The sequence below is a fragment of the Roseicyclus persicicus genome (assembly GCF_012395815.1).
Lineage (GTDB): Bacteria > Pseudomonadota > Alphaproteobacteria > Rhodobacterales > Rhodobacteraceae > Roseicyclus > Roseicyclus persicicus.
On sequence record NZ_JAAZQQ010000003.1, the window covers coordinates 180,130 to 195,921 of the forward strand.

Annotated in this window: 15 protein-coding genes; 2 read left to right on the forward strand and 13 right to left on the reverse strand. The window is 69.2% G+C overall.

Annotation, left to right across the window (positions count from 1 at the left end; translation table 11 throughout):
* Nucleotides 1–18: 18 nt before the first annotated feature.
* From dxs to HCU73_RS10805, 13 genes are all read right to left on the reverse strand, one after another.
* Nucleotides 19–1,938: a 1-deoxy-D-xylulose-5-phosphate synthase gene (dxs, locus tag HCU73_RS10745; RefSeq protein WP_168623461.1), complete on the reverse strand. Its 1,920-nt coding sequence runs from the start codon at nt 1,936–1,938 to the stop codon at nt 19–21.
* Nucleotides 1,939–2,109: 171 nt separating this feature from the next.
* The gene (gene pufC, locus HCU73_RS10750; RefSeq protein ID WP_168623462.1) at nt 2,110–3,210 is read right to left on the reverse strand and encodes a photosynthetic reaction center cytochrome PufC; all 1,101 of its coding nucleotides are present in this window, start codon (nt 3,208–3,210) and stop codon (nt 2,110–2,112) included.
* Between the two features lie 3 nt (nt 3,211–3,213).
* A complete protein-coding gene (gene pufM, locus HCU73_RS10755; protein ID WP_168623463.1) occupies nt 3,214–4,218 on the reverse strand; it encodes a photosynthetic reaction center subunit M in 1,005 nt (334 codons plus the stop codon).
* A complete protein-coding gene (gene pufL / locus HCU73_RS10760) occupies nt 4,218–5,120 on the reverse strand; it encodes a photosynthetic reaction center subunit L (RefSeq protein WP_168623464.1) in 903 nt (300 codons plus the stop codon). Before pufL ends, pufM begins: the two co-directional genes overlap by 1 nt.
* 141 nt (nt 5,121–5,261) lie before the next feature.
* Nucleotides 5,262–5,426 carry a light-harvesting antenna LH1, alpha subunit gene (pufA, locus tag HCU73_RS10765; protein WP_109666569.1) on the reverse strand — a complete coding sequence of 55 codons (165 nt, stop codon included), beginning with the start codon at nt 5,424–5,426 and terminating at the stop codon, nt 5,262–5,264.
* Between the two features lie 15 nt (nt 5,427–5,441).
* Nucleotides 5,442–5,591, reverse strand: coding sequence for a light-harvesting antenna LH1, beta subunit (gene pufB, locus HCU73_RS10770; protein ID WP_109666570.1), 150 nt, complete (start codon nt 5,589–5,591; stop codon nt 5,442–5,444).
* A 220-nt stretch (nt 5,592–5,811) separates the two neighbouring features.
* Nucleotides 5,812–6,030, reverse strand: a complete 219-nt coding sequence (pufQ, locus tag HCU73_RS10775) for a cytochrome PufQ (protein ID WP_168623465.1) — start codon at nt 6,028–6,030, stop codon at nt 5,812–5,814.
* On the reverse strand, nt 6,027–7,505 hold the full coding sequence (bchZ, locus tag HCU73_RS10780; protein ID WP_168623466.1) for a chlorophyllide a reductase subunit Z: 1,479 nt from the start codon (nt 7,503–7,505) through the stop codon (nt 6,027–6,029). The genes pufQ and bchZ overlap by 4 nt, the downstream gene beginning before the upstream one ends.
* On the reverse strand, nt 7,505–9,091 hold the full coding sequence (bchY, locus tag HCU73_RS10785) for a chlorophyllide a reductase subunit Y (protein WP_168623467.1): 1,587 nt from the start codon (nt 9,089–9,091) through the stop codon (nt 7,505–7,507). Before bchY ends, bchZ begins: the two co-directional genes overlap by 1 nt.
* Before the next feature lie 4 nt (nt 9,092–9,095).
* Nucleotides 9,096–10,097 (reverse strand): chlorophyllide a reductase iron protein subunit X, encoded by a 1,002-nt coding sequence (locus HCU73_RS10790; RefSeq protein ID WP_168623468.1) that lies wholly within the window; start codon nt 10,095–10,097, stop codon nt 9,096–9,098.
* Nucleotides 10,094–11,035, reverse strand: coding sequence for a chlorophyll synthesis pathway protein BchC (bchC, locus tag HCU73_RS10795; protein ID WP_168623469.1), 942 nt, complete (start codon nt 11,033–11,035; stop codon nt 10,094–10,096). The genes HCU73_RS10790 and bchC overlap by 4 nt, the downstream gene beginning before the upstream one ends.
* Before the next feature lie 123 nt (nt 11,036–11,158).
* On the reverse strand, nt 11,159–12,298 hold the full coding sequence (locus HCU73_RS10800) for a methyltransferase (RefSeq protein ID WP_168623470.1): 1,140 nt from the start codon (nt 12,296–12,298) through the stop codon (nt 11,159–11,161).
* Between the two features lie 4 nt (nt 12,299–12,302).
* Entirely contained in the window at nt 12,303–13,172 is an 870-nt protein-coding gene (locus tag HCU73_RS10805) for a polyprenyl synthetase family protein (RefSeq protein WP_168623471.1), read from the reverse strand.
* Nucleotides 13,173–13,288: 116 nt separating this feature from the next.
* Between HCU73_RS10805 and crtD the strand changes: the two genes are divergently transcribed.
* Both crtD and crtC read left to right on the forward strand, forming a co-directional pair.
* Entirely contained in the window at nt 13,289–14,854 is a 1,566-nt protein-coding gene (gene crtD / locus HCU73_RS10810; RefSeq protein WP_420853578.1) for a 1-hydroxycarotenoid 3,4-desaturase CrtD, read from the forward strand.
* Nucleotides 14,809–15,675: a carotenoid 1,2-hydratase gene (gene crtC / locus HCU73_RS10815; protein ID WP_338052099.1), complete on the forward strand. Its 867-nt coding sequence runs from the start codon at nt 14,809–14,811 to the stop codon at nt 15,673–15,675. Before crtD ends, crtC begins: the two co-directional genes overlap by 46 nt.
* Nucleotides 15,676–15,792: the final 117 nt, after the last annotated feature.

Genomic DNA, 15,792 nt, shown 5'->3' on the forward strand with positions numbered 1-15,792 from the left:
TTTGAGCCCCGCGCCCTCTCAGGCGCGGGCCTTCTCCTGCAGCGTGGCCACGCCCAGCGCGTTCAGCGCGGCGGCCGCGATGTCCTGCGCGGTCAGGCCCGCCGCGGCGTACATCTCGGCGGGGCTTGCCTGGTCGATGAAGCGGTCCGGCAGGCACAGCGTGCGGATCGCTACGCCCCGGTCGAGCTGGCCGGTGGCGGCGAGGTGGTGCAGCACGATCGCGCCGAAGCCCAGCATCGCGCCCTGCTCCACGGTGACCAGCGCGGAATGCCCGGCAACGAGACGGTCCACCAGCGCGGTGTCCAGCGGCTTGGCGAACCGCGCGTCGGCGATGGTGACGCTCAGGCCGCGGGCCTCGAGGGCGCGGGCGGCCTCGGTCGCCTCCTGCAGATGCGCGCCGAAGCTAAGGATCGCCACGTCGCGGCCCTCCTGCAGCACGCGGCCGCGGCCGATCTCCAGCACCTCGCCCTTTTCGGGCATCGGCACGCCGGTGCCCTCGCCCCGCGGGTAACGCAGGGCGATTGGCCCGCTGTCATGGGCGGCGGCCGTGGCCATCATGTGGACCATCTCGGCCTCGTCGGCGCAGGCCATCACCGTCATGTTGGGCAGCGCGGCAAGGAAGCCGATGTCGAAGGCGCCGGCATGGGTCGGGCCGTCGGCCCCGACCAGCCCCGCGCGGTCGATCATGAACCGGACGGGCAGGTTCTGCAGCGCCACGTCATGGACCACCTGGTCATAGCCGCGCTGGAGGAAGCTGGAATAGATCGCGCAGAAGGGCTTCATGCCCCCCGCGGCCATCCCGGCGGCGAAGGTGACGGCGTGCTGTTCCGCGATGCCGACGTCGAACACCCGGCCCGGCATCGCCTTCTGCAGGATGTTCAGGCCGGTGCCCCCGGGCATCGCGGCGGTGATGCCGACGACGGCGGAATCCGTCTCTGCGTGGCGTGTCAGGCACTGGCCGAAGACGGTGGTGTAGGCCGGCGCGTTGGGGGTGGATTTCTTCTGCACCCCGGTGGCCACGTCGAACTTGTTCACGCCGTGGTAGCAGTCGTCGGACCGCTCGGCGGGGGCGTAGCCCTTGCCCTTCACGGTCACGGCGTGGATCAGCACCGGGCCCGTCGCGCGCGCCTTGGCCGACCGCAGCACGTTCAGGAGCTGCCCCATGTCATGCCCGTCGACCGGGCCGATGTAGGTGAAGCCGAGGTGCTCGAACAGCGTGGCCGACTTGGGCGCGCCGGTGACCAGTTCGCGCGCCCGTTCGGCGCCCTGGCGCAGCGGCTCGGGCAGGTGGGCGGCGACGCCGTCCGCGATGTCCTTGAGCGCGGCGAGCGGCGAGTTCTTGGCCAGCCCCGCCAGGTAGCTCGACATCGCGCCGGTGGGCGGGGCGATGGACATGTCGTTGTCGTTCAGGATGACGAAGAGCCGCCGGCCCAAATGGCCCGCGTTGTTCAGCGCCTCGTAGGCCATGCCGGCGCTGATCGAGCCGTCGCCGATCACGGCGATCGCGTCGCCCGTCGCCTGCCCCATCTCGCGCGCCATGGCAAAGCCCAGCGCGGCGGAGATCGAGGTGGAGGAATGGGCGGCGCCGAAGGGGTCGTAGTCGCTCTCGGCGCGCTTGGTGAAGCCCGACAGCCCGTCCTTCTGGCGCAAGGTGCGGATGCGGTCGCGGCGGCCGGTGACGATCTTGTGCGGGTAGCACTGGTGCCCGACGTCCCAGACCAGCTTGTCATAGGGGGTGTTGAACACGGCGTGGATGGCGACGGTCAGCTCGACGACCCCGAGCGAGGATCCCAGGTGCCCGCCGGTTTCCGACACGGCCGAGATCACCTCGGCGCGGAGCTCGTCGGCGCATTGCCTGAGCTCGCCATCGGACAGGCGGCGCAGGTCCGCGGGGAAGGTGACACGGTCAAGGACGGGGGTGTGGGGTCTGTCGGTCATTTTGCTGGTCCTCCCGAACCGGCGGTTCAGAGACGAAAAAGGCCGCGAGCAGGGTCTGTCCTGCCCGCGGCACCAGGAAACCTCACGAAGGGACGCAAGGGTCCGTCTTGGCCGGGGGCGACGGGTGCCGCCCCGGGCCGGATCGGATATGGGCCGCGGCCCGCACCGGCCCTACTCGAAGGCCGAGTAGTCCGGCTCGCCGTCGAGGACGGCCAGCTCGGGCCAGTTGCGGATCACGTTCAGGCCGTTGAGCGGCTGCTGCTCGCCCTGGTGGCAGGTGCGGCAGGCGAGCTTGGGCACGTCGGCGTAGACCGGGCCGAGGCGCTCGGCGGGCAGCACGTCCTGCAGCGGTAGGATGTACTGCTCCAGCGTCTCCTGAACCATCGCGATCCCGAGCGAGGCGGTGGCCCATTGCGGGGTCACCTGCGCGGGGTCGTAGAAGGCGCGGCTGTTGTGACAGAACACACAGTTCACCCCCAGCGAGTTCGCGAAGTAGTTCATGAAGGCATAGGTGCGCTCGGTCTGCTGGATCAGCGGGTCGCCCGGCTGCTGCTGCACGCGGCTTTCGAGGTCATGCACGTTGATCGGCGCATAGTTCCCGTCCTCGTCGGCCAGCAGGTAGGTCTCCAGGTAATCCGACGGCAGCGAGGTGAAGTTGGACACCATCGTCACCCGGTTCTGGTTGGCCGACCAGCCCGCCACGTTCGAGTTCACGGGGCTGACGCGGAACCAGACGTTGTTCGGCACCGGCTGCCCGCGGTGGCAGGTGTAACAGGTCACCCCCACCTCCGCGTTGGCCTGGACGTGACCGATCCAGTTCTGGTTGATGTTCTGCGTCATCTCGATCATCGACCAGGCGACCTGCGTCTGGTAGCTGTCGTTCCCCGGCTCGAGCAGGTCGGGGATGCCGGTCCAGGCGCGCATCGCGGCCACGAGGCGCTCGTAGTTCTCCGGCGTCAGGTTGGCCAGCGAGGGCGGAACCCCCTCGGCCTCCCCGACGACGGCGGCACCCGCGGCCGGCACGATCGGCTCGGAGGTGAAGAACCCGGCGACATCCGGATCCCCCGCCTGCAGATCGGACACGAACTCCTGCACGTGCATGCCGGTGCCGCGCGGGCCGGTCTGCTGGCTGGCCGTGGCGAAGGGTTGCCCCCACGCCACGATCATGGCGGCGACGAAGATGGCCGACCCGGCGACCCCCACCGCGATGGCGGGACCGAAGATGTTGGTCGGGTTGTCCCGGTTCCAGTTGTCAAACCACTTGGGCAGCATGGCTCAGTTCCCTTCCGGCGCAATGCCGCCGAAGTCCGCGTAGGTGCCGTAAGCCTCGTAGCCGTAGGCGCCCAGGTATTCGGGGGCGAAGTTGTGTTCGATGGCCCAGATGAACCAGTTGTCCACGACGGTGCCGGTAAGAAGGATGCCGATGCCGCCGGTGATCGGGGTCAGGACCGCGAACCACCAGGCCCAGCGATGGATGCCTTCCATGGTGGCGTTGAAGCCCATGGTCCAGCGCCAGAACAGGCCAGCCCGCTCGGATGCCGTGCCGCGGTCGTAGATCTGCTCCAGCTCCCGGTCGCCGCCGTAGCGGGAGACGGCCAGGATGGTGGCGCCGTGCATCGCGAAGAGCAGGACGGAGCCGTAGAGGAACACGATCGAGAGCGCGTGGAACGGGTTGTAGTAGAGGTTCCCGTAGCGGATCGAGAAGGCGGTGGTCCAGTCGAGGTGCGGGAAGATGCCGTAGGGCACCGCCTCGCTCCAGGATCCCATCAGGATGGGACGGAACAGGCCGAGGACGAGGAACAGCCAGATGGCGGCCAGGAAGGCCCAGGCGATGTGCTTGCCCATCTTGTGCTGCGCGGCCAGGAGGTAGGTGCGGACCCACCACATCATCACCGAGACGAGCAGGAAGAAGCTCGCGATGATGTACCAGCCCCCGTCATTCAGCGGCGGCATGGAGAGGCCATGCTCCGGGCCCGGAGGCTCGAGCGCCAGCCAGAACAGCTGCCGCACGAATTCCGGGATCGACCAGTCCACCTGCGCCAGCATGTTGAAGCCGACGATGTTGAACCAGGCGAGGCCGGTGGCCAGGCTGATGAGGCCCGCCCAGCCGAGGTAGATCGGGCCGAGCTGCGCATTGCCGAACCAGCCGATCAGGGTCGAAAACGTCGCCTTGCGGGTCCGCTCTCCGCCCTGGATGTTGTCGGCCAGCGCCATGCCCATCTCGGGCTCGCCCTGCACCTGCACCTGGGTGAAGATGTTCTGATACTCGAAGTAGGCCATCACTGTGTCCCCCCGACGACTGCGGCCGCGTTCGTGCCGTAGGTCTCAAGATAGGTGGACGAATGCACCGGGCCGGGATCGGGCCAGATCGGCAGTTCGAGCCACCAGTTCCACCACTCGGGCCAGCCGGAGGTCCAGACCGGGCCGGAGATGATGATGCAGACCGCGCTCCAGAACCCCGCGTTCAGCGCGAGCAGCAGGCCGAGGCGGTGGATGCCCAGGGTGCCGATCGAGTAGCCGATGAAGTCGCGGAAGAAGGTGTCCTCGTGGTCCGGGGTCTTGGCTTCCTCGCCCTTCTCGGGGTTGGCCGCCGACAGGATCAGGCCACCGTGCAGCGCGAGCGCGAAGGTCGTCGCAAAGAAGAACGACACCGCGATCATGTGGGCCGGGTTGTAGTGGAAGTGCAGGTAGGCGTAGCCGACGTTCGACACCCAGTCGAGGTGGCTGAAGATGCCGTAGGGAAAGCCATGGCCCCAGGCGCCCATCAGCAGCGGCCGGAACACCACCAGCGTGACATAGGCCAGAATCGCGAAGCTGAACGCGAAGGGGACGTGGTAGCCCATGCCGAGCTTTCGGCAGATCTCGACCTCGCGCAGCGCCCAGGACACGAAGGCCCCGACCGCGCAGAAGGTGATGATCTGCCACAGGCCGCCTTCCATGAGCGGCGCGAACCCGAGCCCGTAGCTCAGGTCAGGGGGCGCGATGTTGATCGTCCAGGGGTTGAAGTTGCCATCCATGGCAGCTCCCCAGAAGATCAGGATCGTGCCCAGCAAGGCGAAGAAGGCTGTCGTCACTCCGAAGAAGCCCACGTAGAAGGGCCCAACCCAGAAGTCGAACAGATCGCCGCCAATCAGCGTCCCTCCGCGGACGCGATATTTTTTCTCGAAGCTTAGCAAAGCCATGCGTCTGTCTCCGCGTTCGGCGGCGTCGCCCGGCGGCAGGCCGGTCAGCCGTCAGTCAAAGTCTCGTTCGGATCGCTGCGGGCGAGGCGGACACGCGCCGCCCGCAGCAAAGGTCGTCGTGCCCGCGGGCACGGGCCGAGCTCAGCCGCCGAAGCCGGCGGTGGCCGCGGCGGACTCGAACCAGTTCAGACCGGACGAGAGAACCACCAGGTGGATCATCGCCGCGAGAAGGAACAGGAAGACGCCCTGGGCCACGAACACGCGGCGGGGGTCGAAAATGAGCCAGATCTTGTAGAACTTAGCCATGTTGTTGCTCCTTCCTCAGAACCAGGGCGCCCAGATGTACGTGGCGAGATGAGCGACGAGGGCGACGGCCGAGAACAGCCAGAGCCCGCTCATGTACACCGCGTGCAGCTCTTGCGCCTGCTCGTCGGTAAGACCCGTGAAGGACAGGTCGGAATTATCAGCCATTAACTTTCCTCCGGAACGTTAGACCGATTGCCGCGAACCCCGCGGCCGGGCCCCGACAAGGCCTCATTGCCCTGCCGGCCATCCACCCCACCCCGGGTCACCCCGGGATATGGCGAATTCTTCGTGTCGGCTCCGGTCGTCACGCCGAGTGTGCTGTGCTGGCTCCCCCCGCCCGCCTGTGGTCTGACGACAGGCTCTGTTAGGCGGGTTCGAGCCGGTATCAGGCCGAGAAGATCATCGGTGTGATGATCCGCGCCTGGCTCCAGGCGCGCTTGATCGGCCCTTTCTCGGTCAGGCTTCCCGAGCGGATCGCAGCCAGCGCCCAGGTCAGGGTCGCCAGCGGCAGCGTCGCCAGGAAGATGATGCCGAAGTAGATCATGAACTCCGTCCGCGGCGGCTTGTGCCGGGCGACCGGGTGGTCGGAGGTGAAGTCCGTCATCTTTCCTCTCCCTCGTTGAACTCGAACCCGGCCGGGGCAAGCGCCCGGACGGTATCCTTCATCACCCGCTCCGCCCCGTTCGCCAGCGCGGCCTTTTCGGCGGCGTCGCGCAGCGTCTTGGCGGCGGAAATGCGGGTCAGAACCGGGTGCTCGGCCACGATGCGGTCGAGCAGCATCTGCGCGTCCGCGTCCCAGGGGAAATCGCGGCGCAGCGTGGTGGGGGTGGCCTCGACGCTGTCGAGCTGGCTGCCCAGCGGCAGGATGTGGAACAGCGCGTCGAAGAGGCCGTTGCAGACCTCCTGCAGCATGTAGGTCGCGCCCGCGTAGCCCATGAAGGGCGTGCCGGTGGCGCGCCGGATCGCGGCGCCCGGGAAGCTCGCGGGGATGAAGGCCGGCTTCGGCCCATGCCCCGCGCTCATCTCGGCGAGGTACATCTTCTCGTTGATCGACCCCATCAGGATCAGCGGCCGCTTCTGGCTGACCAGGGCGCGGACCTGTTCGTTGTCGGTCTTGCGCCCCGCCACGCGGGCGACCGCGAAGGCGCAGGGCAGGCCGAGGTCGTTCTCGAGGAAGTTCCGCACGCCGCGGGCGTAGGTCTCGTTGGCGACGATCCCGAAGCTGGCGGTCGCGAAGAAGTCCTGCGTGACCGAGCGCCAGAGATCCCAGACCGGCTTGATCGTGGAATGCTTTTCCTTCGCGATGAAGGGCTCGGGGTCGAGGCCCGTCAACTCGCCCAGCATCCGCAGGAACTTCGTGGTCGACTCGACCCCGATCGGCGCCTGCAGGTAGGGCTTGCCCAGGCACTCGGCCAGGCCGCGGCCGAACTCGCGGTACATCACGATGTTGACGTCCGCGTTCACGAGGTTCCGCATCTCGGCCAGGTGGCTGCCGAGCGGCATCACCATGTTGACCTCGCAGCCGATCCCCTCGACCAGCCGCCGGATCTCGGCGAGGTCGGACGGCATGTTGAAGGTGCCGTACATCGGCCCGAGGATGTTCACGCGGGGGGCGGCGCCCTCCTCGCGCTTCTTCTCGGGGGGCATCCGGCCCTTGGTCATGCCGAACTCGGTGAAGATCCAGGTCATCGCGCGGTCGGCGCTTTCCCACTGGTCCTCGTCGATGGTGCGCGGCAGGAAGCGCTGGATGTTGGTGCCCATGGGCGTCACGCCCCCGCCGATCATCTCGGCGATGGAGCCGGTGACGACGACGGAGGGCAGCGCCGGGTCCAGAACCTCCCAGGCGCGCTTCATCGCACCCTCGGTGCCGTCGCGGCCCAGCTCCTCTTCGGCCAGCCCGGTCACCACGATGGGCAGCTCGTGCGGCGGCAGGGCGTCGGTGTAGTGCAGGACGGAGGTGACGGGCAGGTTCTCGCAACCCACCGGGCCGTCGATGATGACCTGAAGGCCCTTCACGGCGGTAAAGGCGTAGACGGACCCCCAGTAGCCCCCGGCGCGGTCATGATCCTGGATCAGCATCAGATCATCTCCTCGGCCTTGGCCGCGCGGGCCAGCTTGTCGAGCTTCTTCTGATGCTGCGCCCGGAAGTCGGGGCGCAGGTTCGGCGCGCCTTCCCAGATGCCGGCGGTGTCGCCTTCGCCGACGCCGGCGAAGAATTCCTTCATGTGGTCCATGCGGCCCTTGTTCGCCATCGCGGCGTTCACGACCTGGCCCAGCGAGCCCGCCCCGGCGGGCCCGAACAGCGGCCGCGCGGAAATCAGGTTGGTGAAATAGAGCGAGGGGATGCCCATCTCCTTGCCCTTCTGCACCACGGGCGTGGTGCCGATGGCGAGGTCGGGCTTGATGGCCTCCATCGCAGCGCAGTCATCCTCGAGCGAGGCGCGGAACTTGACCTTCACGCCCTTGGATTCCAGCCACTCCACGTCCGGCTTCGACCAGCGCGTCTTGGGGCAGGCCGAGCCGACATAGGCGACATCCGCGCCGCTCTCGATCAGCAGGCGCGCCACCAGCAGCTCGGAGCCTTCGTAGCCCGACAGCGTGATGGTGCCCTTGACCGGGACGGAGGCCAGCGCCGCCTTGATGGCGGGCAGGAAGGCGTTCTGCGCGGCGGCCACCCTGTCGGCGGGCACGCCGTAGGCGTCGCCGATGGCGGCGAGCCAGGCCGCGGTGCCGTCATGGCCCACGGGCGCGGAGCCCACGATCGTCCGCCCGGCCGCTTCGAATTCGCGGATGGCGGCGGTGTAGAAGGGGTGGATCGCGGCCACCACCTGGGACTCCAACGCGGAATAGAGCTCGCGCCACTCACGGCAGGGAACGACCGGACCTGCCGCCAGACCGAGTGGCGCGAGCATCCCTCCGATACCCAGAGGGTCCGCAGGGAACATTTCGCCCAACAGGGTCACTGTCGGACGGTCTGATTTACCCGAGACGGGGGCTTGGACTGGACCGGCCTCCACCTCCCGTCGGGCATAGTTGAGCATCGCCCCGGCGAGGACATCCTTGGCCTCGGCATGGGTCGGCACTCCGAACCCCGGAACGTCGATGCCGACGATCCGGACCCCGTTGATCTCGTTCGGCAACAGCCGCAGCGGCACCCCCGAGGCGGTCGGCACGCAGAGGTTGGTGACCACGATGGCGTCGTAACGCTCGGGGTCGGCCATCTCGTGCACGGCCTCGCGGATGTCCTCGAACAGCTTGCCGGTGACGAGGGTTTCCGAATTGAACGGGACATAGCCGACCGAGCGGCGCGCCCCGTAGAAATGGCTGACGAAGGTCAGGCCGTAGACGCAGCAGGCCGAGCCCGACAGCACGGTCGCGGTGCGGCGCATCCTGAGGCCCACGCGGAGCGACCCGAAGGCGGGGCACATGCTCTGCGGCTTGTCGTGCGGACCTTGCGGGTAGTCCTTGGCGTACTGGTCGAGGATCTCGGACTTGCCCGCCATGCGGGCGGCCTTTTCCATCTCGCCGGCACCGGCATGGCAGCCCATGCCGTCGACGGCTGCTGTGCCCGCGCCGGTGTCGCAGGATTCCACGCGCGCCTCGCCCCGGATCACCTCGGCGTCGGCTGCGTCGTCGTAGCGGACTTCTCTGGGATCATCGGTCATCGGATCAGGCCTGGTCGTAGATGACTTCGAGGGATTTCTTCGGCGCCGCGTTCTTGCCGCGCATGTCGGTGTCGCTGGCGGGTTCCAGCGTGATGCCGGCCCCGGTTTCCGACCCGTCGAAGAGCTCCAGCAGCTGGTCCTGCGTCAGCGCCACGGGGCGCATCGGCGGGGCGACGGCCACGTTCTCGCCCAGCGCGGCGAACAGGGCGCCCCACTGGCTCTCCATTGTGCCGACGATCTGGTAGTTCGCGGATTTCTTGCGCAGGTCGTCGTCCTGCGGGATGGCGGCCAGCACCGGGATGCCCACCGCCTCGGCAAAGGCCTGCGCCTCGCCCGAGCCGTCATCCTTGTTGATGACCAGCCCCGCGACGCCGACGTTGCCGCCGAGCTTGCGGAAATATTCCACCGCCGAGCAGACGTTGTTGGCGACATACAGCGACTGCAGGTCGTTCGACCCGACGAGGATCACCTTCTGCGCCATGTCGCGCGCGATCGGCAGGCCGAAGCCGCCGCAGACCACGTCGCCCAGGAAGTCGAGCAGCACGTAGTCGAAATCCCAGTCATGGAAGCCCAGCTTTTCCAGCAGCTCGAAGCCGTGGATGATGCCCCGCCCGCCGCAGCCGCGGCCGACCTCGGGCCCGCCGAGTTCCATGGCGAAGACGCCGCCGCGCTTGAAGCAGACGTCGCCGATCTTCACTTCCTCGCCGGCCAGTTTCTTCTGGGTCGAGGTCTCGATGATGGTCGGGCAGGCCTTGCCGCCGAACAGCAGGCTGGTCGTATCCGATTTCGGGTCGCAGCCGATCAGCAGCACGCGCTTGCCCTGCTCGGCCATCATGTGGCTGAGGTTGGCCAGCGTGAAGGACTTGCCGATGCCGCCCTTGCCGTAGATCGCGATGATCTGCGTCTTCTTCGTGGGCTCGCCCTGGGGCACCTCAAGCGTGGGCTCGTTGGCTTCTTCGCGGAGCTTGGCGTCGTAGTCGCGCAGGTTCGGAACATCGAGGCTCATGCGGCGTTCTCCCAATCGAGGATCATCTTCAGGCAAGCCGGGTCTTCGAACGCGGTCTGATACGCACTCGCGGCCTGCGTGGCGGAAACGGTGTGGGTGATGAGACCCCCGAGGCTGAGGGCCCCGTGGTCGATCAGGTCGCGGGTGGCGACCAGGTCTTCGCGCGTCCATTCCGCGGCGATGCGGAAACGGGCTTCGCGCAGGAAGGCGGGCGGGAAGGAGAAGGACAGCGGCTCGGGGTAGAACCCGGCGAGCACGATCTCGCCGCCCTTGCCCAGCCGGCCGACCATGGTGTCGAGCAGCGACGACACGCCGGACGCATCATAGATGCAGCCGTAGTCGCGCTTGGCGTCGTCGTCGGGGTGGACGACGCTGTAGCCGGTGGCGCCTGCCTGGCGGTCGGCGTTGATTTCCCAGACGGTCGGGGCCTTGCCGCCCGCGGCCAGCGTCAGCCGCGCCAGAAGTCGGCCAAAGACGCCGTGGCCGATGATGAGCTCGGGCAGGCGGGTGTTCATGCCGGCCAGCGCGTGGCGGGCCGTGGCGGCCAGCGCCAGCAGCGCACCCTCGGGGCCGAGGCCGGCGTCGATGCGGACCACGCGGTCGGCCTTGGTGACGAGCCGGCGGGCGGCGCCGCCGAACAGGCCCTTGACCTCGCCGTAGCAGTTGGCGCCGGGCACGAAGACCCGGTCGCCGGCCTTGTAGCCGGTGCCGGGCGCGGCCTCGACCACCTCGCCGGCGGCCTCGTAGCCGGGGACCAGCGGGTAGCCCATGCCCGGGAAGGGCGGCATCTGGCCGGACCAGAACAGCTTTTCGGTGCCGGTGGAGATGCCGGAATGGCGCACCTCGACGACCAGGTCACCCTCGCCGGGATCGGTCAGCGTGACCTCGCCGAGACCGAGGGTCCGGGGGCCTTGAAGGATGACGGCAGTCGTTCTCACGAGGATCTTTCCCGGTCGTTTGGCAGGTGGAGGAGAGAATCCTGACCCTGCTGCATCTTGACTGTCAGTTTAACCTGACACTCTTGTATGTCAATCTCAATAGACATACCTGTCAGCGCTTCTTTACGCTTTCCGCGCTTCCACCACCGAGGTGATGAAAGGGCGGGCTGTCCTGCGGTGCCGCACATCCGTGAAGCCCGCGGCCTCCAGGTGCGCCGCGATGTCGTCTGTGCTGCGGGCGCGGCCGGTGCCCATGGCGAGGCAGTAGAGGCCGAAATACGCATCCCCCGCGCGGTCGGGCCGCGCGCCGCCCGACATCGGCTCGGACACGATGATGCGCCCGCCGCTGGGCAGGGCGGCGTGGGCCTTGGCCAGCAGCATCTTCACGGTGGCGTCGCCGTGGTCGTAGAGCACCCGGATCAGGCTGATCGCGTCGGCACCGGCAGGCAGCGCGTCGGTGCGGAAGCTGCCGCCGGTGATGGTGGCGCGGTCGGCCAGGCCCGCGGCGGCGAAACGGTGGGTCGCGGGGCCGATCACGGGGGGGAGGTCGAAGAGGTGGAGCTTAGGCTCGGGCCAGGCCTGCCCGACCGCGGTCAGGAAGGCGCCGGTGCCGCCGCCGACGTCCAGCAACCTGCGGACGCCGCCGAGGTCCAGGACGCGCAGCGCCTCCTCGGCCACCAGCGTCTGGCTTTCGGCCATCAGCTCGGAATAGGTCGCGGCGGTGGCGGGGTCGATCGGGCCCGAGGCGCCGAAGACATAGGGCCAGAACGCCGCCAGCTCGGTCGCGGGCGCGTCGCGGAAGAAGGCGACCGGGTCGGCCATGTCGCGGTAGAGCACGTCATGGTGCCGGATCATCTGCATGAGACCGGGGATCCCCGGCAGCGCGGCGCCCAGCCGGCCCAGCGCGTAGCGGCCATCGCGCTGCCGCGTCATCAGCCCCAGCGCGGCGGCGGCCTGGCACAGCACGCGCATCCGGTCGGGGTTCACGCCGGTGCGCAGCGCCAGCGACTCGACCCTGCGCGGCTGGTGCGCCAGATGCTCGGCCAGGTCCAGCTCGACGAAGGCCATCAGCACCTGGCTGTGCAGGAAGCCGGCCACCAGGTCGAACAGCGCCTCGCCGTCCTTGCGCGCCACCCGGGCGGCAAGGGGCGTGCGCGCGGCCAGCGTCTGGAACCGGCGCGAACGCAGCAGACCCGTACGCCAGGCATAAAGCCGGTCCCGCAGGCGGGGCTTGTCGAGGTCGCTGGGATCGGCGACCGCCATGGCGTCACACGGTCTGATGCGCGGGCAGGACGGGGGTCAGCCGTTCGGCGGTCTTGCGGACCATCTCGGCCAGCATCGCCTCGCCGGGGCAGGACGGGATCGAGGCGATGGCGCCCGACAGGATGTCCTCCAGCCGCCGGATCGCGCCGCGCACGCCCAGCTGCGACACGGCGTTGGGGCGGCCGTTGATCTCGTCCTGGTGGGCGGGCTTGCCCAGCGTCTGTTCGTCGTAGAGCGCGTCGCGCAGGTCGTCGGCGACCTGGAACGCCTCGCCGATGCGGGCACCCAGTTCGGTCCAGGGTTCGCTGTCCTGCCCGGCGGCGGCGGCGCCCATGCGGGTGGCGGCCACGAACAGCGCGCCGGTCTTGGCACGGTGGTAGGCCGACAGGTCGATCTGCGCCTCGCTTTCCCAGCCCTGGCCCGCACAGATGCCGCCCGGCATCCCGGTAGAGGAGCCAAGCAGGCGTATCAGGTGGACGGCGCGGGCGGGATCGGTCGCGGCGGCGCGGGCCAGCACCTCGAAGGCCATGATGATGAGCGAATCGCCCGTCAGCAGCGCCAGCGGCTCGCCATAGGCGCGGTGCACGGTGGGCTTGCCGCGCCGGGTGTCGGCGTTGTCGAAGCAGGGCATGTCGTCGTGGACGAGGCTGGCGCAGTGGATCAGTTCGATCGCGGTGGCCGCTGCATCCGCCAGCGCGGGGGTGCGGTCGCCGCAGGCCAGCGCGACCGACAGGCAGATCGTCGGGCGGATGCGGGCGCCGCCCGGGTTCACCGCGTAGTCGAGCGCGGCGGCGAGCTTGGGCGGCGCGGCGCCGGCCTGCCCCTCGCGGATGGCGCTGGCGATGGCCGCTTCGATCCGGGGTTTCAAGGACATGCGCGCCCCCCTCTGTCGGGAAAGAATCTGGGCAGACTGACAGGTCTGTTGTAAATCAGGGTGGACAAACGCCTGCAAACTGTCAACATGAATTGACACTTGCCGAGGAGAAGATCGTGACAGTTTCCCCGATCCGCGCGGTCGTGATCGGCGCTGGCGTGGGCGGTCTGTCGGCTGCGCTGCGGCTGGCCCATGCGGGGCTGTCGGTGACGGTGGTCGACATGGCGCCGGGGCCCGGCGGCAAGATGCGCACGCGCGACACGGTGGCCGGCCCGGCCGACATCGGGCCCACGGTCATGACCCTGAAAGGCATGTTCGAGACGTTGTTTGCCGATGTGGGCGAACGCCTGTCCGACCATGTCCGGCTGATCCCGGACGAGATCCTGGCGCGGCATTTCTGGCCGGACGGCTCCAGCCTCGACCTCCATTCCGACGCCGAGCGCAGCGCCGCCGCGGTGCGCGCCTTTGCCGGGCCGCAGGGCGAACGGCAGTTCCGCCGATTCTCGGACCGCGCCCGTAGGCTGTACGAGGCATTCGAGGCGCCCGTGATGCACGCGCCCAGGCCCGGCCTCGCGCGTCTGACGGCGCAGGTTCTGGCCTCCCCCGGGCTGATCCCGGCGCTGGCGCCGGGGCGGAGCCTGGCCGCAAGCCTCGCCGCGCAGTTCACCGACCCGCGGCTGCGGCAACTGTTCGGGCGCTACGCCACCTATGTCGGCGGCTCCCCCTACCGCAGCCCCGCCGTCCTGGGCCTGATCTGGCATTCCGAGGCCAGCGGCGTCTGGCGGGTCGAGGGCGGGATGCACCGGCTGGCGCAGGCGATGCACCGGCTGGCCGAGACGAAAGGCGCGCGGTTCCGCTTCAACGCCCGGGCGGCGCGGATCGAGCAGCAGGATGGCCGCGTCTGCGCGGTGCATCTGGCTGACGACACCCGGCTGCCCGCCGATCTGGTGGTGTTCAACGGCGACCCCAAGGCGCTGACCGACCGGCTGCTGGGCCACGCGGTGGCCGCCGCCGTGCCCGCCGCCGGTGTCCGCAGCCGCAGCCTGTCGGCCTTCGTCTGGGGCTTTGCGGCGCGGCCCGCCGGGGTGGAGCTTGCGCACCACAACGTGTTCTTCTGCGCCGACCCGCGGCGGGAATTCGACGACCTCGCCGCCGGGCGGATGCCCGAGGACGGTACGCTTTACGTCTGCGCGCAGGACCGGGGCGGCACAGCCCCGACCGGGCCCGAGCGCTTCGAGATCATCCTGAACGGCCCGCCCGGGCACCCCTCGACGCCGGAGGACAGCTACACATGCCGGATACGTACCTTCGAAACGCTGGCGCGGATGGGGCTGAGGTTCTCGCCGACGCCGGACGTGACCGCCCTGACCATGCCGGGGGATTTCGACCGGGCCTTTCCCGGGTCGGACGGTTCCCTGTACGGGCTGAGCCCACATGGGATGATGGCGACCTTCCAGCGCCCCACGGCGCGGACCCGGCTGGCCGGCCTGTACCTGGCGGGGGGCGGGGCGCATCCGGGGGCGGGCGTTCCGATGGCCTGCCTCTCCGGCCAGCACGCGGTCGCGGCGATCTTGAGCGACCTTGCTTCGACCTCGACGTTCCGCCCGACGGCTATGCCTGGTGGTATGTCGACGGCATCAGCGACGATGGCGAGCGGGCCATCTCCATCATCGGCTTCATAGGGTCGGTCTTTTCGCCCTGGTATCGCTGGAGCGGGCGGCGCAACCCGGCCGATCACTGCTGCCTGAACGTCGTCACCTACGGCCGCGGCGGGCGCTGGACGATGACCGACCGCGGCGCGGCGGCGCTGGGCCTGAGCCGCGACCGGCTGCAGATCGGGCCCTCGGCCATGGTCTGGGCCGGCGATCATTTGCGCATCGAGGTGGAGGAGATGTCGACCCCCCACGCCCAGCGCGTGACCGGCGAGGTGATCGTGCGGCCCGCCGCGCTGACGCAGGTGGAAATGGCGCTGACCCCGGACGGCGCGCATGTCTGGCGCCCCTTCGCGCCCAAGGCCGACATCGAGGTGCGGCTGAACCGGCCCGGCTGGAGCTGGACCGGCCACGGCTATTTCGACGCGAATTTCGGGACGCGGGCGCTGGAGGCGGATTTCAGCTACTGGACCTGGGGGCGGTTTCCTCTGCGCGACGGGGCGGCCTGTTTCTACGACGCCCAGCGGCGGGACGGCACGGAACTGGCCGCCGCCATCGGCTTTGCCGAGGACGGGACGCCGCGTGCGATCCCCATGCCGCCCAAGGCGCGGCTGAAACGGCCGGGCTGGCTGGTGCGGCGCGAGACGCGGGCCGACGCGGGCTATGCGCCGCGGCAGGTCAAGGCGATGCTGGACGCGCCGTTCTACAACCGCGCCGCGGTGCAGACGAAGATCAACGGCGAGGAGACGGTGGGCGTGTTCGAGGCGCTGGACCTCGACCGGTTCCGGGGGCCGTGGCTGATGCCGATGCTCGCCGTGCGCGTGCCGCGGCGGAAGGGGTGGCGGGCGTAGACCGGGCCTTGGCCCGGTTGCGCCGCGTGTCCCGGGCCAAGGCCCGGTCTACGGGACGTCCCCACCCCGGTTGCAGCCTCCCGCCCCGCCCGCCATATAGGTCCAAACCGACGGAGG